Consider the following 22,017-nt stretch of genomic DNA (forward strand, 5'->3'; position numbering starts at 1 on the left):
TCTGACTATCAGTCTGACTCCACAAGCACCCACACGAATTGCTTGATTCAGTTGTTAAAGAGCGGTTGGTTAAGTCTTTCGTCTCAACCGAGGCGCGCATTCTACAGCAGCCTCTGTATCTGTCAAGCGGTTATTTTAAGAAGTTTTCAAAGTTTCCTTTGCAACTTCAACCACTTGCGCTTCCGATCTCTCGTCAGCGGGAGGCGAATTCTACAGCGTTACACGCTGCTGTCAACACCTCTTTTTCTCCGCTTTCGACCGAGAAGATCGAATCGTTAACCCGGCGAAAACATACTGCCGAATCAACTCCTTCGGGCTTCGATGAACTGAAGCGTGAGCGCTGTCGAAAACCGCGCAACTCATTGAATCTCAAGGAGTTTTCCGTTTCGACTGCGCCAGAAGTGGGGCGAATTATAGACTTCCAGAATCTGCCGTCAACCCCTAATTTGTCTTTTCTATCAATAACCTGCAAAAACGGATGAATCCTTCTCTATATAAGAAGAACAGAAACATCATGAGCAATATATTGCTCAAGCGTTTTTAGTTAAGCATCATGTCGGCGCACCAAACCTCCCCCCTGACCCGGATGATGCCTTGCCATGAATGACCAGCCCCGCAGCCTAGCCTCGACCCTGTTCCCGGTGGGACTGCTGCTTATTGCCATGGCGTCCATCCAGTCCGGCGCCTCACTGGCCAAAAGCATGTTCCCGATCGTGGGCGCACAAGGCACCACCACATTGCGTCTGATTTTCGCCAGCATCATCATGCTGCTGCTATTGCGCCCATGGCGCGCGAAGCTCACCGCCAAGTCCCTGCGCACCGTCATCGTTTATGGCATGGCGCTGGGTGGAATGAACTTTCTCTTCTATATGTCGCTACGCAGCGTTCCTCTGGGAATCGCCGTGGCCCTGGAATTCACCGGCCCACTTGCCGTGGCCATTTATGCTTCGCGAAAAGCCATCGACTTTCTCTGGATCGCCCTGGCGATTATCGGTCTGCTGCTGTTGATTCCAACCAGCGATACGAGCGCTGGTATCGACTTGATCGGTGCGGGTTATGCCTTGGGGGCTGGGGTGTGCTGGGCGCTCTATATTCTGTTCGGGCAAAAGGCCGGGGCCGACAATGGCATCCAGACTGCAGCGCTGGGGGTGATGATTGCTGCCTTGTTCGTGGCGCCTATCGGCATTGTGCATTCAGGGGCCGCCTTGCTAACGCCCAGCCTGATCCCCATAGCCATCGGCGTGGCCATTCTCTCCACCGCCCTTCCCTACAGCCTGGAGATGGTCGCCCTGACCCGAATGCCGGCGAGAACCTTCGGCACGCTGATGAGTATCGAGCCTGCTTTTGGTGCCTTGTCCGGGCTGCTGTTCCTCCACGAATTCCTGTCGCTCGCGCAGTGGCTGGCTATAGCCTGCATCATCCTGGCGTCAGTGGGTGCGACCCTGACCATGCGCAGCGAATCGAAACCTTTGGTCGCAGCGGATTGATTCCTGGTTGTACATAGCTCTGGTATTTGCCGCTCAATTAGGCCATGTTTAGACGCTGTAACTCAGCGCCAGTCATGGATTTTTCAGGCAAGGACCGCACAGACGCCAAAGTGACAGCTAACGCAGTCGAACCCGGACAACAGATCCGGGATCAGCAATAGGGACAGGAATGAAACGTTTTTTGATTCTGTTAGCCGTACTGGCCATCGCAGGTTGCGCCGCAACTTCGAAAACCGAGGTCAAGCGCGGAAAGAAGGGCCTGCATATCAACTGCTCCGGCCTGTCCTCCTCCTGGGACAAATGCTACGCCAGCGCTGCTACCTCCTGCGGCCCCAAAGGCTACAAGGTGATCGCCAAGTCCGGAGATACAGTTGAGGATCCGGGCGACTATCCCTTCGGCCTGAATCCCGCCGGCTATACCAGTCGCAGCATGATCGTCATCTGCAAGTAGGCAGCGCCTGCCTACTGCACATCCTGCGTTGGCAATTGACGAACAATTTCGTCATGGCTCGACTTCAGGACCTGGCGCTGAATGTCCGGACTGACCAGCATTCGCGCCACCACCAACGCCCCCACGCATTGCGACAGAATCGACCAGGCCAGGCTGTCGCTGCCCAGGGTATGCGCCCAACTCTGCTGCAAACGGCAAATCCAGTCTTGCGCCTGCTGTCGAACCACCTCGTCCGCCCGTGAGATTTCCGCGCCCAAGGTTGGCAAGGCGCAGCCCGTTTCAGGGCTCTCGACATGCGCCATGCTCAAGTAGTGCTTGAGACAGCGCTCAAGACGCATCCGGCTTTGCTCACCATCGCCCCCCAGACGCTCAAGGCTCTGGCTCAGTTCCCGCTCAACGATCGAACCGAACAGCTCATCCTTGGATGAAAAGTGGCTGTAGAACGCCCCACCACTCAGCCCGATCGCCTTCATCAGGCCATCGACCCCCACAGTCGAAAATCCTTCTTTTTTCGCTGACACCGCGCTGCTCTGCAGCAGCCGCTCCCGGGTTTCCTGCTTGTGACTGGCTGAATAACGCATGACGCCCCTCTCCTCTCTTCGCCTTGACGCTCGGCGGATCGTAGCATAACGTTCGTTTAGTTAACGACCGTTTACCAATAGAGCGATCCCACCATGACTACAGCCACAGAGAACAAGAAAGTCGTTTTGGTCGTCGGAGCCGGCGATGCCACAGGCGGTGCAATTGCCAAGCGTTTTGCCCGGGAAGGTTTTGTCGCCTGTGTCACCCGACGCAGCGCGGACAAGTTGCAGCCCCTGGTGGAGGCCATCCAGCAATCGGGAGGCGAAGCCCATGGGTTCACCTGCGACGCTCGAAAAGAGGAAGAAGTGATTGCCTTGATCGAACAGATCGAGTGCGAGATCGGTCCGATCGAAACCCTGGTGTTCAATATCGGCGCCAACGTGCCCTGTAGCATCCTTGAAGAAACAGCGCGCAAGTACTTCAAGATCTGGGAGATGGCCTGCTTCTCAGGTTTCCTCAATGCGCGGGAAGTGGCCAAGCGCATGGTCACTCGCAAACGCGGGACCATCCTGTTCACTGGCGCCACCGCGGGCTTGCGCGGCGCTGCGGGGTTTGCCGCCTTTGCCGGAGCCAAGCATGGCATTCGCGCGCTGGCGCAAAGCATGGCCCGGGAACTGGGACCGCTGAACATCCACGTTGCTCATGTGGTGGTCGATGGCGCCATCGACACGGACTTTATCCGCAACAGTTTCCCGGAAAAGTATGCGCTCAAGGATGAGGACGGCATCCTCAACCCCGAACACATCGCCGACAACTACTGGCATCTGCACAGCCAGCCACGGGATGCCTGGACCTTCGAGCTGGATCTGCGGCCCTGGAACGAACGCTGGTAACCCCTCCCCCATAACAACAATAAAGGAGCATTACCGATGAGCAAAACCGTCGAGTTCTTTTTCGACCTGGGCAGCCCGACCTCGTACCTGGCCTACACCCAATTGCCGAAGATCTGTGCCCAGACAGGCAGCCAGCTGATTTATCAACCCATGTTGCTCGGTGGCGTGTTCAAGGTCACTGGCAATGCCTCGCCGATCAGCATCCCCGCCAAAGGACGCTACATGCTTCAGGACCTGGCGCGTTATGCCAAACGTTATGAGGTACCACTGGCATTCAACCCGCACTTCCCGATCAACACCCTGCTGTTGATGCGCGCGGTGACCGGCATGCAACTGCGACATCCACAGCGTTTTATCGCCTTTATCGACTGCCTGTTCCGCGCACTCTGGGTCGAGAAGCGCAACCTGAACGATCCGGCCACCGTTGCCGCGGTACTCAGTGAGGGAGGATTCGATCCGCTGGAGGTGCTGGCCCTGACCAACGATGAAGAGGTCAAGAACGCCCTCAAGGACAAGACCGAACAAGCCTTGCAACGCGGCGTTTTTGGCGCGCCGAGCATGTTCGTCGATAACCAGTTGTTCTTCGGCCAGGATCGCCTGGACTTTGTCCTCGAAGCCCTGAGCTAAGCCAAAGCTTCGGTAAGACCAACAACGCAATTCGCGCTGCCGGCCCAAAGCCGGCAGCGCGATTCACGTTCAGAGGGTCGCGGTACGGGTATTCAGCCATTCCAGCGCCGCGCCCTGCAGCAGCGGACTCAGGCGCCGACGCACTTCAGCGTGGTAGGCGTTGAGCCACTCACGCTCGTCCTGGGTCAGCAGCGAAGGTTCCAGGCAGCGGCTGTCGATCGGACATAGAGTCAGGGTTTCGAACTTGAGGAACTCGCCGAATTCGGTAGTGCCTGCCTCACGGTTCATCGCCAGGTTTTCGATGCGCACGCCCCAACGGCCCGGACGATAAGTACCCGGCTCGATCGAGGTGATCATCCCTGGCTGCATCGCGGTTTGCGGTGCTGGCGCCGCCTGATAGGCGATCACTTGCGGGCCTTCGTGGACATTGAGGAAATACCCCACGCCATGACCGGTGCCGTGCCCGTAATCCACGCCTTCGGCCCAGATCGGCGCGCGGGCGATGGAGTCCAGCAACGGCGACAGGATGCCCCGCGGGAATTGCGCCCGGGACAAGGCGATCACGCCCTTGAGCACCCGCGTGCAATCGCGCTTCTGCTCGGCGCTTGGGGTACCGACCGGGACCATGCGGGTGATGTCCGTGGTGCCGCCCAGGTATTGGCCGCCGGAATCGATCAGCAGCAGGCCATCGCCTTCGATCACCGCGTGCTCTTCTTCGGTGGCGTGGTAATGCGGCATCGCGCCATTGGCGTTGAATGCAGCGATGGTGTTGAAGCTCAGGGAGACGTAACCGGGGCGACGGGCGCGCGCCGCGGTCAGGTGCTCGTCGATGGTCAGCTCGGTAATGCGTTCACGGCCCCAGGCCGACTCCAGCCAGGCGAAAAATTCGCAGAGCGCCGCACCGTCCTGCTCCATGGCCTGGCGGATATGCTCGGCATCAGCCAGGCTTTTGCAGGACTTGGCCAAGGTCGTCGGATTCAGGCCTTCCAGCAGCTTCACACCGTTCCCAAGGTTATCCAGCAAACCGGCGGTAACCCGCGCCGGATCCACCAGCAGGCTGGCGCCGTCGGAAATCGCACTCAGGGCCGCGGCCACTTCGCTGTAGTCACGCAGGGTGATGCCGTCCTGTTCCAGCACGGCACGCAAGGCGTCATCGACTTTGCTCAGCGCCACGAACAGCGTCGCCTGCTGTTGGCTGATCAGGGCGAAAGAGACGAACACCGGGTTGAACGAGACGTCACCGCCGCGCAGGTTGAACAACCAGGCGATGTCGTCGAGGGTGGCGATGAAATGCCAGTCCGCGCCTCGCTCTTTCAGGGTTTCGCGCAGCTTGCCGAGCTTCTCGACCCGGCCGACCGTGGCCTGGGGCGGCAAATGCTGGTAGATCGGCTGGTCCGGCAGGCTCGGGCGGTCGCTCCAGACTTCGTTCAGCAGATCGATATCGGTGCGCAGGCGAGCACCGCGCTCCTGCAGCTTGTTGCCCAGGGTACGCGCCGAAGCCAGCGCCATCACCGCGCCGTCCACCGCGACCACGCCCCCTTCCGGGGTCTGTTCGGCCAGCCAGTCCAGCGGGCCGGGCTGGCCCGGCAACAGTTTGACCAACTCGATGCCGCTGCCCTTGAGTTCCTTGGTCGCCTGCTCCCAATAACGGCTATCGGCCCAGACCCCGGCGAAATCCGCCGTCACGATCAGGGTGCCGACCGAACCGTGAAAACCCGACAGCCACTGCCGGCCTTGCCAGTAACCGGGCAGGTACTCCGACAGGTGCGGGTCGGCCGACGGCACCAGCAGGGCATGAATGCCCTCGCGGTTCATCAGCTCGCGGGTGCGCGCCAGGCGCTGGGGGACCACTCCATTGGTCAAGGGCTGCGTACTCATTGTGTCTCCTGCTACCAGGTCAATCATTGTTATTGGATACCGAGGGCATCGACCCTCAGGGTTGGGCAACCGCCCAGAACGCCGGTGCACTGGCGGATGAAGCCTTGATCAGCTGGACGGCCTGATCGATGTCCTGCTCGGTGGTGAAGCGACCCAGGCTCAGGCGGATGGTCCGCCCCGCCGCCCGGGCGTCGAGCCCCAGCGCCAGCAACACATGGGACGGCGCATTGCTCGCCGAGTTGCAGGCCGAGGTCGCGGAAAACGCGATGGAGGCACTCAGGGCCGCCGGGTTGAACTCCCCTTCACCGAAGGTGAGGCTCAAGGTATGGGGAATGCGCTGGGCCGGGCTGCCGTTCAGGCGTAGCCCCGGCACGTCGGCCAATTGTTCGAGCAGACGCTCGCGCAGACGGGCGATGGTCGCCGCTTCTTCGTCGAAGTGTTCGGCGGCCAGGGCAAAGGCGGCGCCCATGGCGGCAATCTGATGGGTCGCGAGCGTCCCGGAGCGCAAGCCGCCTTCATGGCCGCCGCCGTGGATCTGCGCCTGCAAGCGCTGCTGCGCGCGCGGGCCGACGTAGAGCGCGCCGATGCCCTTGGGGCCGTAAATCTTGTGGGCGGAAAAGGACATCAGGTCCACCGGCCACTGCGCCAGGTCGATCGCCACCTTGCCCGCGCCCTGTGCCGCGTCGACATGCAGCAGCGCCCCGCGCTCGCGGACCACGCGGCCAATGCCCGGGATGTCGTTGAGCGTACCCAGTTCGTTATTGACCAGCATCAGCGACACCAGGAAGGTGTCGTCGCGCAGAGCCTCGCTGACCGCCTCGGGCGTGATCAGCCCGTCGCTGTCCGGCACCAGGTAAGTCACCGCCACGCCGGCAGCCTGCAACTGGCTGGCGGTGTCGAGAATGGCCTTGTGTTCGATCTGGCTGGTGATGATGTGCCCGCCGGAGATGCCCCGGGCCTGGGCCACGCCCTTGAGCGCCAGGTTGTTGGATTCGGTGGCGCCGGAGGTCCAGACAATCTGCTCGGGCGCCGCGCCTACCAGCTGGGCGACCTGCTGGCGCGCCAGCTCGACGCTGCGCCGGGCCTGTTGGCCGAAGGCGTGGGAACTGGACGCCGGATTGCCGAAGTTACCGTTGAACCCCAGACATTCCACCATCACCTGAATGACGCGCTCATCCACCGGCGTGGTGGCGGCGTAGTCGAAATAGAGAGGACGTTTATTCATCGCAAAAATACCCGCAGAGCCTGTTCCAGGATCAAGGTTCGCTCGGTGCCGAACGCCGATACGCGCCCTTTCGGCAACGCAAAAACGGCAGACCGTCAGCAATACCCGATCGGATGCAGTTAAAGAAGGACAACTTCATTTAAAAGTGCGTAGGAACGCTCCCGAGGGGCAGCTTAACAGGCTCCGGGAGCCGGGTTAAGCAAGGTTCGGCCAGGGGGCCGAAGAACAAGGCGCAAGGCGGGAAAATCATCACAGGGTTTTGCCGACGCTCACCGGCAGTCCGTCAGCCTGCGCGGGCAAGGCCGTGGCAGATCGGCAAATCAGCTGGCCCGGCCATGCAGGGTCACGCTGTGCTCGGCGTTCATTTCACCCTGCTGGTCGAAACCGAAGGTCCGTTGCGGGGCAAGCAGCTCGGCCTTCTTCTGTTGGTATTCGTCAAAGGACAGCCCGCGCCGGTTCAGTGCTTCCAGCGCCAGTTCGCGGGTTTCCTCGGCGGTATAGGGACGCGACTCCGGGCCAGGCTGGCTGGCACAACCGGCCAGCACCGCAGTGGCGACAAGCAAGGAAAAGACAAGCGAACGGTTCATGGCAAAAGCTCCTGGATCTGGGCTGCGAGGCAATGAACACAGGCTACCGTCGCCCTTCCCGGGACAGAAATCATCACGCTCGATAGTGGCTATCGATTCCCCCTATCGCAGCCCATCGCAGCCTCGCATATTCCTAAAAGACCTATAAATATGGAAATAAAGTATTTTTTAGGAATATCAGTAAGCCTTTATAACAGGTCCATCGCGCCGCCTGCTGTTGCCTGAGCAACTGTTCGCCAGGCAACAGCCAATCAACAAAACAGTGTCTTCCCAACAACAGCCTGCTCCTGCAACAGCGCCACAAGCCCCGCCACTCAAGGCTTTGCGTCGCTGGTACAGCTCTTGCTCAAGCTCTGGGACTACTCACTGCTCGTTGAGCCCTGTTCAACAAAGGAACTGATCATGTCGCGTCCATTAAAAGTCGTTGCCCTGTCCGGTGGATCCTGGCGCCCCTCGCGTACCCTGGTGCTGACCCAGGCGCTGCTCGCCGAACTGGCGGGGCAATTGCCGATCGAGAGCACGCTCATCGAACTGGGCGACATCGCCCGCCCCCTGGGCGCGGCCCTGTCCCGCCAGGAGCTGGCGGCGGAAGTCGAAGCGCAGTTGCAGGCCATCGAAAGCGCCGACCTGCTGATCGTCGCAGCGCCGGTGTACCGCGGTTCCTACCCGGGCCTGCTCAAGCACCTGTTCGACCTGATCGACCTCAACGCGCTGATCGACACCCCGGTGCTGCTGGCCGCCACCGGTGGCAGCGAACGTCACGCCCTGGTGCTGGATCACCAGCTGCGGCCGCTGTTCAGTTTCTTCCAGGCCCTGACCCTGCCCATCGGGGTCTATGCCACCGAGGCCGACTTCGCCAACTACCAGATCACCAGCGAGCCCTTGAAGGCCCGCATTCGCCTTGCGGCAGAACGCGCCGCGCCACTGTTCGGCGTGCATCCGAAAAATCTGCTGAAAATCGCTTAAGGACCTGTCATGGATGTTTTCTGGTTTCTTCCGACTCACGGCGACGGCCATTACCTGGGCACCACCCAGGGCGCGCGTCCGGTAACCCTCAACTACCTCAAGCAAGTGGCCCAGGCCGCGGACAGCCTGGGCTATCACGGCGTCCTGATCCCCACTGGGCGTTCGTGCGAAGACTCCTGGGTGATCGCCTCGGCGCTGGTGCCCCTGACCGAACGCCTGCGCTACCTGGTGGCGATCCGCCCGGGGATCATCTCGCCGACCGTCTCGGCGCGCATGGCCGCCACCCTCGACCGGCTGTCCAACGGGCGCCTGCTGATCAACGTGGTGACCGGCGGCGACCCTGACGAGAACCGTGGCGACGGCAGCTTCCTCAGCCACAGCGAGCGCTATGAAGTCACCGACGAATTCCTGAGGATCTGGCGCCGGGTGCTGCAAGGCGAAGCCGTGGACTTCGAAGGCAAGCACCTGCATGTGCAGAACGCCAAGGCCCTCTATCCGCCGGTGCAGAAACCTTACCCGCCGCTGTATTTCGGCGGGTCCTCGGACGCCGCCCATGACCTCGCCGCCGAACAGGTGGACGTGTACCTGACCTGGGGCGAACCACCGGCCGCGGTCGCCGCGAAACTCGCCGACGTGCGCGAACGGGCCGCCCGCCATGGCCGCACGGTGAAATTCGGCATCCGCCTGCATGTGATCGTGCGCGAAACCGCGGAAGAGGCCTGGAAGGCCGCGGACAAGCTGATCGAACACATCAGCGACGAGACCATCACCGCCGCGCAGCAATCCTTCTCGCGCTTCGACTCCGAGGGCCAGCGGCGCATGGCCGCCTTGCACGACGGGCGGCGCGACAACCTGGAAATTTCCCCCAACCTCTGGGCCGGCGTCGGCCTGGTGCGTGGTGGCGCCGGCACCGCGCTGGTGGGCAACCCCGAGCAGGTGGCGGCGCGGATCAAGGAATACGCGGACCTGGGGATCGAGAGCTTCATTTTCTCCGGCTACCCGCACCTGGAAGAAGCCTATCGCTTTGCCGAACTGGTGTTCCCGCTGCTGCCGGAACCCTACGCCAGCCTGGCCGGACGTGGCGTGACCAACCTCACCGGGCCGTTCGGCGAAATGATCGCCAATGACGTGCTGCCGAGCCAAAAAGCGGCTGGAGCTTGAGGGTGTTTATCGCCTGACAGAACGCTATCGCGGGCCAGCCTCGCGCCTACAGAGACCACCTGCACCCTGTAGGAACAAGCTTGCTCGCGATCGAGCGCCCCGCGCTCGCCTCACAGCCCCACCGACTTCACGGCCGCCCAACCGGCCCCAAACGAGGAACACCGCGTGACTGCCAAGCCGCAAAGCGCCTTGTTGTCCCCCTTGCAGACCGCCCGCCAGCTGGCGGCCGAGTTTGCCCTGACCGCTGTCGAACGCGACGAACGCGGCGGTACCCCGAAAGCCCAGCGCGACGCCCTGCGCCAGAGCGGCCTGCTGGCCCTGAGCATTCCCACCCAGTACGGCGGCCTCGGCGCCAGCTGGAGCGAGACCCTGAACATCGTCCGCGAGTTCGCCAAGGTCGACAGCTCCATTGCCCACGTCTTCGGCTTCCATCACCTGATGCTGGCCACCGTGCGCCTGTTCGCCCGCCCGGAACAATGGCAACCCTGGTTCGAACAGACCGCGCGCAAGAACTGGTTCTGGGGCAATGCCCTAAACCCGCTGGACACCCGTACCGTGGTGAAGAACCTCGGCGGCTGGCGCGAGTTTTCCGGCAAGAAAAGCTTCTGCTCCGGCGCCAGCGATTCGGAAATGCTCATCGCCTCGGCGGTCGACGAAAGCAACGGCGGCAAGCTGCTGATTGCCGCCATTCCCAGCGGCCGCAGCGGCATCACCCTGCACAACGACTGGAACAACATGGGCCAGCGCCAGACCGATAGCGGCAGCGCCAGCTTCGAGCGGGTGCGGGTCGAGGAATCGGAACTGCTGCTGGACCCGGGGCCCTTGAGCACGCCCTTCGCCTGCCTGCGCCCACTGATCGCCCAACTGACCTTCACCCACATGTTTCTCGGCATCGCCGAAGGGGCTTTTGAAGAAGCTCGCCAATACACCCTCACCGAAACCCGGCCCTGGCATAAGTCCAGCGCGCAGGAGGCCTATCAGGACCCTTATGTGCTGGGTCACTACGGTGATTTCTGGGTGGCCCTGGAAGGCATGCGGCTGTTGGTGGAGCGCGCCGCGGAGCTGCTGGACAAGGCCTGGGCCAAGGGCCCGAACCTGAGCGCCGAAGAACGCGGCCACCTGGCCACGGCCATCGCCACCGCCAAGGTCGCCACCACACGCCAGGGCCTGGAGCTGTGCAGCCGCCTGTTCGAGGTCACCGGCGCCCGCTCCACCCACGCCTCCCTGCGCCTGGACCGGCATTGGCGCAACCTGCGCACGCAAACCCTGCACGACCCGGTGGATTACAAACTCCATGAGTTGGGTGACTGGGCCCTGAACCAGTCCCTGCCGACCCCGACTTTCTATTCCTAGCCTTCTGCTCCCGGAGCTTGTCCATGCAGCTTTTGACCCTACCGCCCTCGCCGGCCCTGGCCACCTCGATCCGGGCCACCGCCCAGGTATTCGAAGACCCGAAATCCCAGGCCTTGCTGGCGCATCTGCAGCAGGTCGCGCCGAGCGAGGCCAGCGTGTTGATCATCGGCGAAACCGGTACCGGCAAGGAGCTGGTGGCGCGCCATATCCACAACCTCAGCGCCCGGCGCAACCGGCCCTTCGTGGCGGTGAACTGCGGCGCGTTCTCCGAGTCGCTGGTGGAGGCCGAGCTGTTCGGCCATGAAAAAGGCGCCTTCACCGGGGCCCTGAGCGCCAAGGCCGGCTGGTTCGAAGAGGCCAATGGCGGGACCCTGTTCCTCGACGAAATCGGCGACCTGCCGATGGCGATCCAGGTGAAGTTGCTGCGGGTGCTGCAGGAGCGCGAAGTGGTGCGCCTGGGTTCGCGCAAAAGCATTCCCATCGATGTGCGGGTGCTGGCGGCGACCAACGTGCAACTGGAGAAAGCCATCAACGCCGGGCATTTTCGCGAGGACCTGTACTACCGCCTCGACGTGGTCAGCCTGGAACTGAGCCCGCTGCGCGAGCGCCCCGGCGACATCCTGCCGCTGACCCGGCACTTTATCGAAGCCTACAGCCAGCGCCTGGGCTACGGCGCCGTGACCATCAGCAGCGAGGCCGAGCACAAGCTGCGCAGCTACAGCTGGCCGGGCAATATCCGCGAACTGGAAAACGTCATCCACCACACCCTGCTGATCTGCCGCGACGGCGTGATCGAGCGCGACGACCTGCGCCTGTCGAATATGCGTATCGAGCGCCAGGACGACGGCCACCACAGCCACGACGACTCAGCCGAAGCGCTGTTGGAGCGGGCCTTTCACAAACTCTTCGAAGAGCAGGCCGGCGCCCTGCATGAAAAGGTCGAGGACGCGCTGCTGCGCGCGGCCTACCGCTTCAGCCACTACAACCAGGTGCACACCGCCAACCTGCTGGGCCTGAGCCGCAATGTCACCCGCACCCGGCTGATCAAGATCGGCGAACTGGCGGTGAACAAGCGCCGTCCGCCGGAAAAACCCGGCCAGCACGAGCGCACCCTGCAACTGTCGATCTAGCTGGCCAAACGGCAATGCAGCGCGTTGTCCGGGCTGCGCTCGATGCTACGCACCACCTGGAACGAGCCAAAGGTCACGGTCTTGGCCTGATAAGCACGCAGCAGTTGCCAGAAGTCCTGTTCGCCCTTCTCGAAACTCTGGAAGGCCGCCTCGCCGGCTTCCCGGGTTTGCCATTGCAGGTAGTTGAGCACCCGACGGCCGTCCTCGCTGGCCTGCACGCTGCCACTCAGGAAACCCGGGTAGCCCTGGGCCAGGCGCTCGGTCTGCTCGGACAGCGCCGACACCAGGCCGGGTTGTTGATGGGGTTCGATTTCGAATTCGATCAATTGCGTAAAGCTGCGGTTTTGCGCAAACGCGTGCATGGCGAGTCCCCACTGACGGATAAACGGAATCTTGTGATTCGAAGGCCCGCAGGGTAAAACCTCCAGTTAAGTAAAGGTCAAGCGGCTTTTGCTCATTCCCCACCCGCAGGAGCGCTGCATGCTCAGCCCCGAAACCGTGCACAAGGAACTCACCGTCGGCCAAGTGGCCGCCCGCAGTGGCGTAGCGGTCACCGCCCTGCATTTCTATGAAAGCAAGGGGCTGATCAAGAGCAACCGCAACGCCGGCAACCAGCGCCGTTATCCGCGGGAAGTGCTGCGCCGGGTGGCGCTGATCAAGGTGGCGCAGCGCCTGGGCATTCCCCTGGCCGAGATCGGCCAGGCCCTGCGCAGCCTGCCGGACCACCGCGCGCCGACGGCCGCCGACTGGAGGCGGCTGTCCGAGCAGTGGAGCCAGGAGCTGGATGAGCGGATCAAGCAACTGACCCTGCTGCGCGACCGCCTCAATGGCTGCATCGGCTGCGGCTGCCTGTCGATGCAAGACTGCCCGCTGCGCAACCAGGGCGACCAGCTGGGCGAACACGGCCCGGGCGCGCAATTGCTGGAAACCGACTGAGCGGCGGCACAACGGTTTCCCCAGCCCGACCGCAGCCTGCGGGCAGCGGCTGCACCTCTTCTCCTGATCGCTGGCTCACTGTTGCCAGGCGGACACCTCGTCAGTTCAAGCCAGACTGTGGACTGCCCGGGCCTATAGTGAACCAACCGGAAAACCGGCCAGGTTCACTTCGACAAACCCATGACAAGAAAGGAGAACCGAGATGAGCGTCAAACCCATCCCCGAGGGTTACCCCAGCATCACGCCCTACCTGGGGATTACGCAGGCCGCCGAGGCTATCGAGTTCTACAAGAATGCCTTCGGCGCTACCCAGGTCATGCGCCTGGACATGCCCGACGGCAGCGTCGGCCATGCCGAGCTGCGCATCGGCGACTGCCCGATCATGCTGGGAACGCCCTGCGATCAAGGGCCACTGAGCAATCCCGACCAATCCCCCTCCGTAGGCCTGCACCTGTACGTCAACGATGTCGACAAACAGTTCGCTCAGGCCATCGCCGCCGGCGGCCAGGTGGTGTCCGAGGTCAAGGACCAGTTCTACGGCGACCGCAGCGGCACCCTCAAAGACCCGTTCGGCCACCTGTGGTTTCTCGCCACCCGCAAGGAAGACCTGAGCGAAGAGCAGATCAAGCAGCGGGCCGTGGAGATGTTTAAACAACAGGGATAAGCCCTGAGCCTGTAAACCGTTGATCGCGGGCAAGCCTCGCTCCTACAGAAGAAGCGCGCGAGGCTGGCCCGCGATAGCGCCCCCCAACGCCCCACAGCGCGGGCCTTGTGCACGCCATTGGTCGCGCGGAAACATTTACTTTCATATCGTCTTTCGGGATTTACGATTCTCATTCGTCTTAATTAGATGCAGCAGGTCGCGTTGGCGAAGGTTACGCCGCGGGTTTCTCTCCGGGCTTACCAGCCGCCCGCGGCTCCACTCCTCGAATCAAGACGCGTGCTCAATGTCGAAGAAGTCCCGCTCGAAAATCTGGTTTCTCGTTCACAGCTGGCTGGCCCTGCCCATCTGGTTCTTTGTGCTGATCGTTTGCGTCACCGGCACCCTGGCCGTGGTCAGCCAGGAAATCGTCTGGCTGGCCAACCCCGACATCCGCGCCAGCAAACCCACAGGCGACGCCCAACCGCTGAGCTACGACCAGATCGTCAAAGCCATCAAGCAGGCCGAACCGCAGACCCTGGTCGAAAGCATCAGCACCCCCGACGAAGCGCATTTCGCCCTGACCGTGGGCGTCAGCTACCCCGATGGCCGTTCCGTCGAGGTCTATGTCAACCCGTACACCGGCGTCATCCAGGGCGTCAGCCCGCAGTTCAACTTCCAGGCCTTCACCCGCGCCCTGCACGGCTGGTGGCTGGTGCCTTTCACCAACGGCTACAGCTGGGGCTGGTACCTGGTATCGCTGCTCGGCCTGCCGATGCTGGCCTCGCTGGTCACCGGCCTGGTGGTCTACAAGAAGTTCTGGAAGGGCTTCCTCAAGCCGACCCTGCGCCTGCGCCATGGCGCGCGGATTTTCTGGGGCGACTTCCACCGCCTGAGCGGCATCTGGTCGATCTGGTTCATCGCGGTGATCTCCATCACCGGCACCTGGTTCCTGATCGAGGCGATTCTTGGCGACAACCAGATCACCCTTTCCAGCGAACCCATAGTTCCGGTGATCGCCCGCGAAAGCGTGCCGACCTCCGCCGACGGCAGCCCGGCGCCGATGATCGGCGTCGATGAAGCCATCCGCATCGCCACCCAGCAGATACCGGGCTTCGAGGTCAGCTTCGTCATGCTGCCGAGCAATGCCTACAGCCACCTGTTCATTGGTGGCCGCGGCTGGTACCCGCTGATGTACCAGACCGCCAACCTCAACCCTTACAGCGGCTCGGTGGATACCACGCACCTGCTGTCCCATCGCTCGGCCCTGGAGTTCGTCACCGAGTCCATGCGTCCGCTGCACACCGGTGATTTCGGCGGCATCTGGATCAAGCTGATCTGGTGCTTCTTCGGCCTGCTGCTGAGCATGATGGTGCTCAGCGGCCTGCTGATCTGGACCAAGCGCACCGCCCTGGCCACCGCCGCGGCCCTCAAGCGCAGCACCAAGACAGCGCGCCCCGTCCTCGCCCAGCGCCCGGTTGCGGCCCTGCACAGCGACACGCCGGAGGGCAACCTGTGAGCAAGACAGACAACCCAATGCCGGTTTCGCCCCTGCGCCAGCTTTGGCTGAAATTGCGTTTCCACCTGAACATCCTGCTGTTGCTGGTCCCCCTCGGCTTCATGCCCAAGTACTTCGCCGACGCGGCACTGGCACGTGGCGACAGCGGCCTGGGCGAACGCGAGGTGGGCGAGGTGCAGGTCGGGCCCTGGAGCCTGCGCCTGGCCGAATTGCGTAACCAAGCGCCGCAACTCCAGGGGCCGGCCGGCTATATGAAGGGCTTCAATGCCGCCCTGTGCGACGCCTGCATCGACCAGGTCAAGGCCACCTACCTGCGCATCGGCAAACCCCGCAGCCTGCGCGCCGCCGGGGTGATCTTCTTCGGCACCCCGTACCGCATGGGGGCCAGCCTGCCCGTTCCGGAAAAGACCAAGGCCGACGCCGAGCTGTGGATCACCATGGAAGGCTGGGACGGCAGTATGCACCAGGCGGCCATCCCCCTGGGCCAGGCATCCCCGGCCACCCTCGCCTGGCTGAACCAACAAGGAGGCAAACCATGATTGCTGTACCCACCGCCCGCCTGCGCCTGCTCGGTGCCGGCGCACTCCTGCTGGTCAGCGCCGTATTCAGTGGCGGCGCCCTGGCCCACAACCCGATGTGCGAGTGCAAGCAGATCGACGGCGAGCAGATCCGCTGCACCGGCGGCTTCTCCGACGGCAGCGGCGCCCCGGGGGTGACCCTGGACGTGATCGGCTACGACGAAACCATCCTGGTGCCCGGCAAGCTGGGCGCCGACTCCACCCTGACCTTCAAGAAACCCGACGCCGAGTTCTACGTGCTGTTCGACGCCGGCCCCGGCCATGTGGTCGAGATCGACCAAGCCGACATCGAGGCCCCATGAGCACCTCCACCCCCCAAGTCGTGCGCCCGGCCGGTGCCGGCCATGAAACCCTCTACGTCCTGCTGTTGTGCCTGTTGATCCTCTGCGTGGCCGGCACCGTGGTGCTCTGGCGTGGCGAAAGCAGCGAAGTGGCGAGCGTCGACAGCCATCAACTGGACGCCCGCCGCGACCTCACCGCCGGTGAACAGGGCCTGTACGCCGACCTGCGGGTGACCCTCGACGAAATCCGCCTGCTGCGCGAAGAAGCCCAGGCCCTGCCGACGCCCGAACAACTGGCCGAGGAAGGTTTCGCGCCCTTTGCCCAGGACGCCAGTTCGGTGAGCCGTGGCGGGCATGCCTGGCAACTGCGGCAACAGGCCTATGTCGGCCTCAGCCAGAACAATGCAGTGGCCGGCTCCTTCCTGATGCGCATCGCCGCCGACCCGGCCGCCGCCCCGGACATCTGGCTCAACCGCGGCCCGTCCCTCGCCGCCCCCGACGACCTCAGCGACGCCGCCCTGGCCAGTGCCGGCTGGCAGCAGGTGGTCGCGCAATTCGATGCCGGAGTGACCCGCCAGCATCGCCACTGAACCCACGCATTCACCGAGAGAAGACCGCTAGCCCATGCCTATTTCATCTCAACGCCGCCCACTCCTGCGGGTGCTGCTGGTCAGCCTGTTCGCCCTGTTGCTCAGCCCTCTCGCCACGGCCGACCAGGCCAAGCGCCTGCGTATCGGCATCACCCTGCACCCCTACTACAGCTACGTGGCCAACATCGTCGGCGACAAGGCCGAGGTCGTGCCGCTGATTCCCGCCGGCTTCAACCCCCACGCCTATGAACCGCGCGCCGAAGACATCAAGCGCATCGGTACCCTGGACGTGATCGTGCTCAACGGCGTCGGCCACGACGACTTCGCCGACCGCATGATCGAGGCCAGCGAACGCCCAGACATCCCGGTGATCGAGGCCAACCAGAACGTACCGCTGCTGGCCGCCACCGGCATCGCCGCGCGCGGCGCCGGCAAGGTGGTCAACCCGCACACCTTCCTGTCCATCAGCGCCTCCATCGCCCAGGTCAACAACATCGCCCGCGAGCTGGGCAAGATGGACCCGGCCAACGCCAAGACCTACACCCAGAACGCCCGCGCCTACGGCAAACGCCTGCGGCAGATGCGCGCCGACGCCCTGGCCAAGCTGACCAAGGCGCCCAACGCCGACCTGCGGGTGGCCACGGTGCATGCGGCCTATGACTACCTGCTGCGCGAGTTCGGCCTGGAAGTCACTGCCGTGGTCGAGCCGGCCCATGGCATCGAGCCCAGCCCGAGCCAGTTGAAAAAGACCATCGACCAGCTGCGTGAACTGGACGTCAAGGTGATCTTCTCCGAGATGGACTTCCCCTCCACCTACGTCGACACCATCCAGCGCGAGTCCGGGGTCAAGCTGTACCCGCTGTCGCACATTTCCTACGGCGACTACAGCGCCGAGAAATACGAGAAGGAAATGGCCGGCAACCTCGACACCGTGGTCCGGGCGATCCAGGAGGCCGGCGCATGACCGCCCTGCACAGCCTGGCCCGCGGCCCGTCCATCGAATTCGACCAGGTCGGCCTGACCCTGGGCCGCACCACCATCCTCGACAACGTCAGCTTCAAGGTGCAGCCCGGCACCGTGCATGCGCTGGTCGGCCCCAACGGCGGCGGCAAGAGCTCGCTGATCAAGACCCTGCTCGGGCAGATGCCCCACCAGGGCCAGTTGCGCCTGCAATGGCCGGGCGAGCCGGGGGTGATCGGCTATGTGCCGCAAGCCCTGGAATTCGACCGCGGCCTGCCGATGACCGTCGACGACTTCATGGCCGCCATGTGCCAGCGCCGCCCGGCTTTCCTCGGCCTCAGCCGGCATTACGCCACGGCCATAGGCGAAGCCCTGGAACGGGTCGGCATGCAGGACAAACGCAAGCGGCGCATGGGCGCCCTGTCCGGCGGCGAACGCCAGCGGGTGCTGCTGGCCCAGGGGCTGATCCCGGCACCGCAGTTGCTGGTGCTGGACGAACCGATGTCGGCCCTCGACGAAGCCGGCATCCAGGTCTTCGAGCGCCTGCTCGGCGACTGGCGCCAGGCCGGGATCACCCTGCTGTGGATCGAGCACGACCTGGAAGCGGTCGGCCGCCTGGCGGACCGGGTCACCGGCCTGCATCGCCGCGTGCTGTTCGACGCCCACCCGCAACAGGCGCTGACCCCGGAACGCCTGCTGACGCTGTTTTCCACCCACCCGCGCAGCGCGGATATCGTCAGCGGGAGTGTTGCCTGATGAGTTACGAAGCCTTTCGTCTGATGATCCAGGGCTGGGCCTCCTCCGGTTACCTGCCAGAAGCCCTGGCCTATGGGTTTGTGGTCAACGCCCTGCTCGCCGGCTTGCTGATCGGCCCGGTGCTGGGCGGCCTGGGCACTTTGGTAGTGGTCAAGCGCTTCGCGTTCTTCTCCGAAGCGGTGGGCCACGCGGCGCTGACCGGCGTGGCCATCGGCATCCTGCTCGGCGAACCCTACACCGGCCCTTACGGCAGCCTGTTCGGCTACTGCCTGCTGTTCGGCATCCTGCTCAACTACCTGCGCAACCGCACCGGCCTGGCGCCGGACACCCTGATCGGGGTGTTCCTGTCGGTGTCCCTGGCCCTGGGCGCCAGCCTGCTGCTGATCCTCGCCGGCAAGATCAACGTGCACATCCTGGAAAACGTGCTGTTCGGTTCGGTGCTCACGGTCAACGGCAACGACCTGCTGGTGCTGCTGATCGTCGGCGCCCTGGTGATGGGCCTGAGCCTGCCGCTGTACAACCGCATCATGCTGGCCAGCTTCAACCCGCAACTGGCGGCGGTGCGCGGCGTCGCGGTGAAAACCCTGGACTACCTGTTCGTGATCCTGGTGACCCTGATCACCGTGGCCGCGGTGAAAGTCATAGGCGCGATCCTGGTGGGCGCCCTGCTGGTGATCCCGGCGGCGGCCGCGCGCCTGTTGAGCCAATCGCTCAAGGGCTTTTTCTGGATCTCGGTGCTGATCGCCACGGTCAGCACCTTGTGCGGCATCCTGCTGCCGATCCTCTTCGACCTGCCCGTCCCCTCCGGCGCCGCGATCATCCTGGTGGCCGGTGTCGCCTTCGCCCTGGCCGCCATTGCCCGCGGCATTGTCCCCAGCCTCAAAGGGAATATCGGATAAATGCACAGTTCATTACGTCACCTGACACGCCCCCTGACTTTGGCCCTGGCCCTCGCTGGGCTGGGCAGCGCGCCGGCCCTGGCCCAGCCGGACCGTTTCGAACCGATGCGCGTCACCGCCAACCAGAGCCTGGGCACCACGGCGCTGCACAGCGCCAGCTCACCCAAGCCACTCACCGTGCTGGCCTCGCTCCCGATCACCTTCGGCCTCGGCCAGTGGCTGCTGCAAGGCACCGATGTGCGGCTCGAGCGCGCCGCCCCCGACAACCTGCCGGGCTCGCGCCAGACCGCCTACTTCACCGGTCGCGGCGCCCCGGCGCTGCACAAGCTGGCCCTCGACGCCGACGCGGTGATCGGCCTGCGCTCGATCTGGCCGGACGACCCGCTGTACCCCAACGCGCGGCGCAGCAATATCCGCATTGTCGAAGTCGATGCCGCGCGCCCGGTGGACGGTGCCCTGCCCGGCGTAGCCCTGCAGCCCGGCAAGAGCGATGGCCTGAACAGCCAGCCGTGGCTGTCGAGCAATAACCTGGGACGCATGGCCGATGTGCTGGCCGCCGATCTGGTGCGCCTGGCCCCCGCCGCCAAGCCGAAGATCGACGCCAACCTGGCCAGCCTCAAGCAGCGCCTGCTCAAGCTCAGCGCCGATAGCGAGGGGCAACTGGCCAACGCCGACAACCTCAGCGTGCTCAGCCTCAGCGACCACTTCGGTTACCTGGTCAGCGGGCTCAACCTGGAACTGCTGGAGGTCGACGCCCGCGCCGACAATGAGTGGACTGCCGAAGCCCTGCAGCAACTGCAAACCCGGCTCAAGGCCAACGATGTGGCCATCGTCCTGCACCACCGCCAGCCGTCCGCTGCCATCAAGGCCGCCATCGACGCCGCCGGCAGCCAGTTGCTGGTGCTGCAAACCGACAGTGCCGACCCGTTGGCGGAGCTGGAGAACAACATCGGCCAGATCACCAGTGCCCTCGCCCCGAAAACCTGACCCGCCACTCCCTCTGTAGGAGCGAGCTTGCTCGCGATGAACGTCAACGATGACGCGTATTGCCTGAGTGGACGCGTTGTTCTTGCATTTATCGCGAGCAAGCTCGCTCCTACAGGGGAAATGGCGCGGCTTACACATTCCCCCAAGAATCCCCGCGTCGCCGATGCTAGCCTGCTGCTCCTATTGAACGGACAGGAAGCCCCGCCATGAGTGACTACCTCAAGCTCAACCAGGCCAACTGGGACGAGCGCGCACCGCTGCACGCGGCCTCGCCGGACTACCAGGCACAGATGTTTGTCGACGACCCGCGGCACCTGTCCGAGGTGGTGCGTTTCGACCTGCCGCTGCTGGGCGACATCAGCGGCCTGCGCGGCGTGCATCTGCAATGCCATATCGGCACCGACACCCTGTCGCTGGCGCGCCTCGGCGCGCGGATGACCGGGCTGGACTTCTCCCCCGCGTCCCTGGCCGAAGCCCGCAGCCTGGCAGCGCGCACCGGGAGCGCCATCGAGTTCGTCGAGTCCGACGTCTACAAGGCCTGCGAGGTGCTGCCCAAAGGCGCGTTCGATCTGGTCTACACCGGTATCGGCGCGCTGTGCTGGCTGCCCAGCGTCGACACCTGGGCGCGTAATGTCAGCCAATTGCTCAAGCCCGGCGGACGGCTGTTTATCCGCGAAGGCCACCCGATGCTCTGGGCCCTGGACGAAAGCCACGAGGATGCGCTGGTGGTCGACCTGCCCTACTTCGAGCGCAGCGAACCGCTGGTGTGGGACGACGACAGCACCTACGTCAGTACCGACCGACCGCTCAAGGCCACGGTGACCCATGCGTGGAACCATGGCCTGGGGGAAATCGTCAGCGCGCTGCTCAAGCACGGCCTGGACATCAGCGGCCTGGTGGAACACCAGAGCATCCCCTGGGAAGCCCTGCCCGGGCAGATGCGCTATGACGGGCAAGGCGAATGGCACCTGCAACACGCCCCTTGGCGCCTGCCATTGAGCTACACCTTGCAGGCCATCAAGCGCCTGGGCTGACGCCCACAAAAAAGCCCCGCTTCTCTCACGAGGGCGGGGCTTTTTGCTAACGGCACCTGATCAAATCACCTGTAGGAGCGAGCTGGCTCGCGATAGCGTTATCCGCCTCGACATCGGCGTTGGCTGGAGGGTCGTTATCGCGAGCAAGCTCGCTCCTACCCAGGTACGTAGCCGCTGCCGCAGGCTGCGATCGACCGGAACGGTCGCTGGCGATATTCAGATCGCCGAAGCCCTGGCGGGCTTATCGCAGCCTGCGGCAGCGGCTACAGGTCAACGTCAGTACGGGGTAATCAGTTGGCAGCCGCCTGGGCGTCCATCTTCTGCCGCAGGCTCAGCGGGCGCATGTCGGTCCACACCTCTTCGATGTAGGCCAGGCACTCCTTCTTCAAGCCGCTCTTGCCCACGGTGCGCCAGCCCTGTGGCACAGCCTTGTAGTCCGGCCAGATCGAATACTGCTCCTCATGGTTGACCACTACCTGGAAGAGGATGTCCTCGCGGTCGAATACTGAAGTCATTACGTGTCTCCATCGCTATAAGGCTCGCCGCGCTGAAGGCGC

25 protein-coding genes are annotated in these 22,017 nt (G+C 63.7%); 19 read left to right on the plus strand and 6 right to left on the minus strand.

From position 1 onward, the window contains the following. Positions 1-599: 599 nt before the first annotated feature. The gene (rhtA, locus tag BM019_RS00010; protein WP_092417315.1) at positions 600-1,487 is read left to right on the plus strand and encodes a threonine/homoserine exporter RhtA; all 888 of its coding nucleotides are present in this window, start codon (positions 600-602) and stop codon (positions 1,485-1,487) included. 169 nt (positions 1,488-1,656) lie between these two features. Beyond that, on the plus strand, positions 1,657-1,938 hold the full coding sequence (locus BM019_RS00015; RefSeq protein ID WP_009050041.1) for a hypothetical protein: 282 nt from the start codon (positions 1,657-1,659) through the stop codon (positions 1,936-1,938). An 11-nt stretch (positions 1,939-1,949) separates the two neighbouring features. On the opposite strand, the gene BM019_RS00020 is transcribed toward BM019_RS00015, so the two are convergent. Next, positions 1,950-2,519 (minus strand): TetR/AcrR family transcriptional regulator, encoded by a 570-nt coding sequence (locus BM019_RS00020; RefSeq protein WP_009044878.1) that lies wholly within the window; start codon positions 2,517-2,519, stop codon positions 1,950-1,952. Positions 2,520-2,612: 93 nt separating this feature from the next. On the opposite strand from BM019_RS00020, the gene BM019_RS00025 reads away from it, so the two are divergent. Beyond that, the gene (locus tag BM019_RS00025) at positions 2,613-3,353 is read left to right on the plus strand and encodes an SDR family oxidoreductase (RefSeq protein ID WP_092417317.1); all 741 of its coding nucleotides are present in this window, start codon (positions 2,613-2,615) and stop codon (positions 3,351-3,353) included. 36 nt (positions 3,354-3,389) lie between these two features. Next, positions 3,390-3,980, plus strand: a complete 591-nt coding sequence (locus BM019_RS00030; protein WP_062825135.1) for a 2-hydroxychromene-2-carboxylate isomerase — start codon at positions 3,390-3,392, stop codon at positions 3,978-3,980. Positions 3,981-4,049: 69 nt separating this feature from the next. Here the strand turns inward: BM019_RS00030 and BM019_RS00035 are convergent, their stop codons facing one another. The 3 genes from BM019_RS00035 to BM019_RS00045 form a co-directional block, all read right to left on the minus strand. Beyond that, entirely contained in the window at positions 4,050-5,858 is a 1,809-nt protein-coding gene (locus BM019_RS00035; RefSeq protein ID WP_092417319.1) for an aminopeptidase P family protein, read from the minus strand. A gap of 55 nt (positions 5,859-5,913) precedes the next feature. Next, positions 5,914-7,083, minus strand: a complete 1,170-nt coding sequence (locus BM019_RS00040) for a cysteine desulfurase family protein (RefSeq protein WP_092417321.1) — start codon at positions 7,081-7,083, stop codon at positions 5,914-5,916. A gap of 320 nt (positions 7,084-7,403) precedes the next feature. Continuing rightward, positions 7,404-7,670, minus strand: a complete 267-nt coding sequence (locus BM019_RS00045) for a hypothetical protein (protein WP_062825132.1) — start codon at positions 7,668-7,670, stop codon at positions 7,404-7,406. Between the two features lie 402 nt (positions 7,671-8,072). Here BM019_RS00045 and msuE point away from each other — a divergent pair, with 402 nt between their 5' ends. The 4 genes from msuE to BM019_RS00065 all read left to right on the plus strand — a co-directional run bounded on the left by msuE (position 8,073) and on the right by BM019_RS00065 (position 12,280). Then, positions 8,073-8,636, plus strand: coding sequence for an FMN reductase (msuE, locus tag BM019_RS00050; RefSeq protein ID WP_092417323.1), 564 nt, complete (start codon positions 8,073-8,075; stop codon positions 8,634-8,636). A 9-nt stretch (positions 8,637-8,645) separates the two neighbouring features. Beyond that, a complete protein-coding gene (ssuD, locus tag BM019_RS00055) occupies positions 8,646-9,797 on the plus strand; it encodes an FMNH2-dependent alkanesulfonate monooxygenase (RefSeq protein ID WP_092417325.1) in 1,152 nt (383 codons plus the stop codon). 165 nt (positions 9,798-9,962) lie between these two features. After that, positions 9,963-11,150: an acyl-CoA dehydrogenase family protein gene (locus BM019_RS00060; RefSeq protein ID WP_007930413.1), complete on the plus strand. Its 1,188-nt coding sequence runs from the start codon at positions 9,963-9,965 to the stop codon at positions 11,148-11,150. 23 nt (positions 11,151-11,173) lie between these two features. Beyond that, positions 11,174-12,280 (plus strand): sigma-54 interaction domain-containing protein, encoded by a 1,107-nt coding sequence (locus BM019_RS00065; protein WP_009044886.1) that lies wholly within the window; start codon positions 11,174-11,176, stop codon positions 12,278-12,280. Here the strand turns inward: BM019_RS00065 and BM019_RS00070 are convergent. Continuing rightward, positions 12,277-12,642 carry an antibiotic biosynthesis monooxygenase gene (locus BM019_RS00070; RefSeq protein ID WP_062825128.1) on the minus strand — a complete coding sequence of 122 codons (366 nt, stop codon included), beginning with the start codon at positions 12,640-12,642 and terminating at the stop codon, positions 12,277-12,279. The genes BM019_RS00065 and BM019_RS00070 overlap by 4 nt on opposite strands. A gap of 118 nt (positions 12,643-12,760) precedes the next feature. Here BM019_RS00070 and soxR point away from each other — a divergent pair, with 118 nt between their 5' ends. From soxR to BM019_RS00125, 11 genes are all read left to right on the plus strand, one after another. Further along, the gene (gene soxR / locus BM019_RS00075; RefSeq protein ID WP_092417327.1) at positions 12,761-13,216 is read left to right on the plus strand and encodes a redox-sensitive transcriptional activator SoxR; all 456 of its coding nucleotides are present in this window, start codon (positions 12,761-12,763) and stop codon (positions 13,214-13,216) included. Positions 13,217-13,418: 202 nt separating this feature from the next. Then, a complete protein-coding gene (locus BM019_RS00080; RefSeq protein ID WP_009050054.1) occupies positions 13,419-13,880 on the plus strand; it encodes a VOC family protein in 462 nt (153 codons plus the stop codon). Positions 13,881-14,163: 283 nt separating this feature from the next. Beyond that, a complete protein-coding gene (locus BM019_RS00085; RefSeq protein ID WP_092417329.1) occupies positions 14,164-15,375 on the plus strand; it encodes a PepSY-associated TM helix domain-containing protein in 1,212 nt (403 codons plus the stop codon). Positions 15,376-15,392: 17 nt separating this feature from the next. Further along, a complete protein-coding gene (locus tag BM019_RS00090; RefSeq protein WP_092417331.1) occupies positions 15,393-15,914 on the plus strand; it encodes a thiamine pyrophosphate-binding protein in 522 nt (173 codons plus the stop codon). Then, positions 15,911-16,255 (plus strand): hypothetical protein, encoded by a 345-nt coding sequence (locus BM019_RS00095; RefSeq protein ID WP_092417333.1) that lies wholly within the window; start codon positions 15,911-15,913, stop codon positions 16,253-16,255. The genes BM019_RS00090 and BM019_RS00095 overlap by 4 nt, the downstream gene beginning before the upstream one ends. Continuing rightward, positions 16,252-16,824 carry a DUF6162 family protein gene (locus tag BM019_RS00100; protein WP_092417335.1) on the plus strand — a complete coding sequence of 191 codons (573 nt, stop codon included), beginning with the start codon at positions 16,252-16,254 and terminating at the stop codon, positions 16,822-16,824. The genes BM019_RS00095 and BM019_RS00100 overlap by 4 nt, the downstream gene beginning before the upstream one ends. 34 nt (positions 16,825-16,858) lie before the next feature. Next, positions 16,859-17,788 carry a metal ABC transporter substrate-binding protein gene (locus BM019_RS00105; protein ID WP_007930423.1) on the plus strand — a complete coding sequence of 310 codons (930 nt, stop codon included), beginning with the start codon at positions 16,859-16,861 and terminating at the stop codon, positions 17,786-17,788. Continuing rightward, positions 17,785-18,540, plus strand: a complete 756-nt coding sequence (locus BM019_RS00110) for a metal ABC transporter ATP-binding protein (RefSeq protein WP_087092966.1) — start codon at positions 17,785-17,787, stop codon at positions 18,538-18,540. Before BM019_RS00105 ends, BM019_RS00110 begins: the two co-directional genes overlap by 4 nt. Further along, entirely contained in the window at positions 18,540-19,439 is a 900-nt protein-coding gene (locus BM019_RS00115; protein ID WP_009044895.1) for a metal ABC transporter permease, read from the plus strand. Before BM019_RS00110 ends, BM019_RS00115 begins: the two co-directional genes overlap by 1 nt. Further along, positions 19,440-20,426: a metal ABC transporter solute-binding protein, Zn/Mn family gene (locus BM019_RS00120; RefSeq protein ID WP_092417337.1), complete on the plus strand. Its 987-nt coding sequence runs from the start codon at positions 19,440-19,442 to the stop codon at positions 20,424-20,426. Positions 20,427-20,632: 206 nt separating this feature from the next. Further along, the gene (locus BM019_RS00125; protein ID WP_092417339.1) at positions 20,633-21,460 is read left to right on the plus strand and encodes a class I SAM-dependent methyltransferase; all 828 of its coding nucleotides are present in this window, start codon (positions 20,633-20,635) and stop codon (positions 21,458-21,460) included. Between the two features lie 290 nt (positions 21,461-21,750). On the opposite strand, the gene BM019_RS00130 is transcribed toward BM019_RS00125, so the two are convergent. Beyond that, entirely contained in the window at positions 21,751-21,975 is a 225-nt protein-coding gene (locus BM019_RS00130) for an MbtH family protein (RefSeq protein WP_053280257.1), read from the minus strand. Positions 21,976-22,017: the final 42 nt, after the last annotated feature.

It is taken from the genome of Pseudomonas sp. NFPP07, from assembly GCF_900115645.1.
Classification (GTDB): Bacteria; Pseudomonadota; Gammaproteobacteria; order Pseudomonadales; family Pseudomonadaceae; genus Aquipseudomonas; species Aquipseudomonas chlororaphis.

What these genes read in the sequence shown, in the direction of transcription:
- rhtA (WP_092417315.1), top strand. Translation starts at nt 600, where the DNA reads ATGAATGACCAGCCCCGCAGCCTAGCCTCGACCCTGTTCCCGGTGGGA.
- BM019_RS00015 (WP_009050041.1), top strand. Translation starts at nt 1,657, where the DNA reads ATGAAACGTTTTTTGATTCTGTTAGCCGTACTGGCCATCGCAGGTTGC.
- BM019_RS00020 (WP_009044878.1), bottom strand. Translation starts at nt 2,519, where the DNA reads ATGCGTTATTCAGCCAGTCACAAGCAGGAAACCCGGGAGCGGCTGCTG.
- BM019_RS00025 (WP_092417317.1), top strand. Translation starts at nt 2,613, where the DNA reads ATGACTACAGCCACAGAGAACAAGAAAGTCGTTTTGGTCGTCGGAGCC.
- BM019_RS00030 (WP_062825135.1), top strand. Translation starts at nt 3,390, where the DNA reads ATGAGCAAAACCGTCGAGTTCTTTTTCGACCTGGGCAGCCCGACCTCG.
- BM019_RS00035 (WP_092417319.1), bottom strand. Translation starts at nt 5,858, where the DNA reads ATGAGTACGCAGCCCTTGACCAATGGAGTGGTCCCCCAGCGCCTGGCG.
- BM019_RS00040 (WP_092417321.1), bottom strand. Translation starts at nt 7,083, where the DNA reads ATGAATAAACGTCCTCTCTATTTCGACTACGCCGCCACCACGCCGGTG.
- BM019_RS00045 (WP_062825132.1), bottom strand. Translation starts at nt 7,670, where the DNA reads ATGAACCGTTCGCTTGTCTTTTCCTTGCTTGTCGCCACTGCGGTGCTG.
- msuE (WP_092417323.1), top strand. Translation starts at nt 8,073, where the DNA reads ATGTCGCGTCCATTAAAAGTCGTTGCCCTGTCCGGTGGATCCTGGCGC.
- ssuD (WP_092417325.1), top strand. Translation starts at nt 8,646, where the DNA reads ATGGATGTTTTCTGGTTTCTTCCGACTCACGGCGACGGCCATTACCTG.
- BM019_RS00065 (WP_009044886.1), top strand. Translation starts at nt 11,174, where the DNA reads ATGCAGCTTTTGACCCTACCGCCCTCGCCGGCCCTGGCCACCTCGATC.
- BM019_RS00070 (WP_062825128.1), bottom strand. Translation starts at nt 12,642, where the DNA reads ATGCACGCGTTTGCGCAAAACCGCAGCTTTACGCAATTGATCGAATTC.
- soxR (WP_092417327.1), top strand. Translation starts at nt 12,761, where the DNA reads ATGCTCAGCCCCGAAACCGTGCACAAGGAACTCACCGTCGGCCAAGTG.
- BM019_RS00080 (WP_009050054.1), top strand. Translation starts at nt 13,419, where the DNA reads ATGAGCGTCAAACCCATCCCCGAGGGTTACCCCAGCATCACGCCCTAC.
- BM019_RS00085 (WP_092417329.1), top strand. Translation starts at nt 14,164, where the DNA reads ATGTCGAAGAAGTCCCGCTCGAAAATCTGGTTTCTCGTTCACAGCTGG.
- BM019_RS00090 (WP_092417331.1), top strand. Translation starts at nt 15,393, where the DNA reads ATGCCGGTTTCGCCCCTGCGCCAGCTTTGGCTGAAATTGCGTTTCCAC.
- BM019_RS00095 (WP_092417333.1), top strand. Translation starts at nt 15,911, where the DNA reads ATGATTGCTGTACCCACCGCCCGCCTGCGCCTGCTCGGTGCCGGCGCA.
- BM019_RS00100 (WP_092417335.1), top strand. Translation starts at nt 16,252, where the DNA reads ATGAGCACCTCCACCCCCCAAGTCGTGCGCCCGGCCGGTGCCGGCCAT.
- BM019_RS00105 (WP_007930423.1), top strand. Translation starts at nt 16,859, where the DNA reads ATGCCTATTTCATCTCAACGCCGCCCACTCCTGCGGGTGCTGCTGGTC.
- BM019_RS00110 (WP_087092966.1), top strand. Translation starts at nt 17,785, where the DNA reads ATGACCGCCCTGCACAGCCTGGCCCGCGGCCCGTCCATCGAATTCGAC.
- BM019_RS00115 (WP_009044895.1), top strand. Translation starts at nt 18,540, where the DNA reads ATGAGTTACGAAGCCTTTCGTCTGATGATCCAGGGCTGGGCCTCCTCC.
- BM019_RS00120 (WP_092417337.1), top strand. Translation starts at nt 19,440, where the DNA reads ATGCACAGTTCATTACGTCACCTGACACGCCCCCTGACTTTGGCCCTG.
- BM019_RS00125 (WP_092417339.1), top strand. Translation starts at nt 20,633, where the DNA reads ATGAGTGACTACCTCAAGCTCAACCAGGCCAACTGGGACGAGCGCGCA.
- BM019_RS00130 (WP_053280257.1), bottom strand. Translation starts at nt 21,975, where the DNA reads ATGACTTCAGTATTCGACCGCGAGGACATCCTCTTCCAGGTAGTGGTC.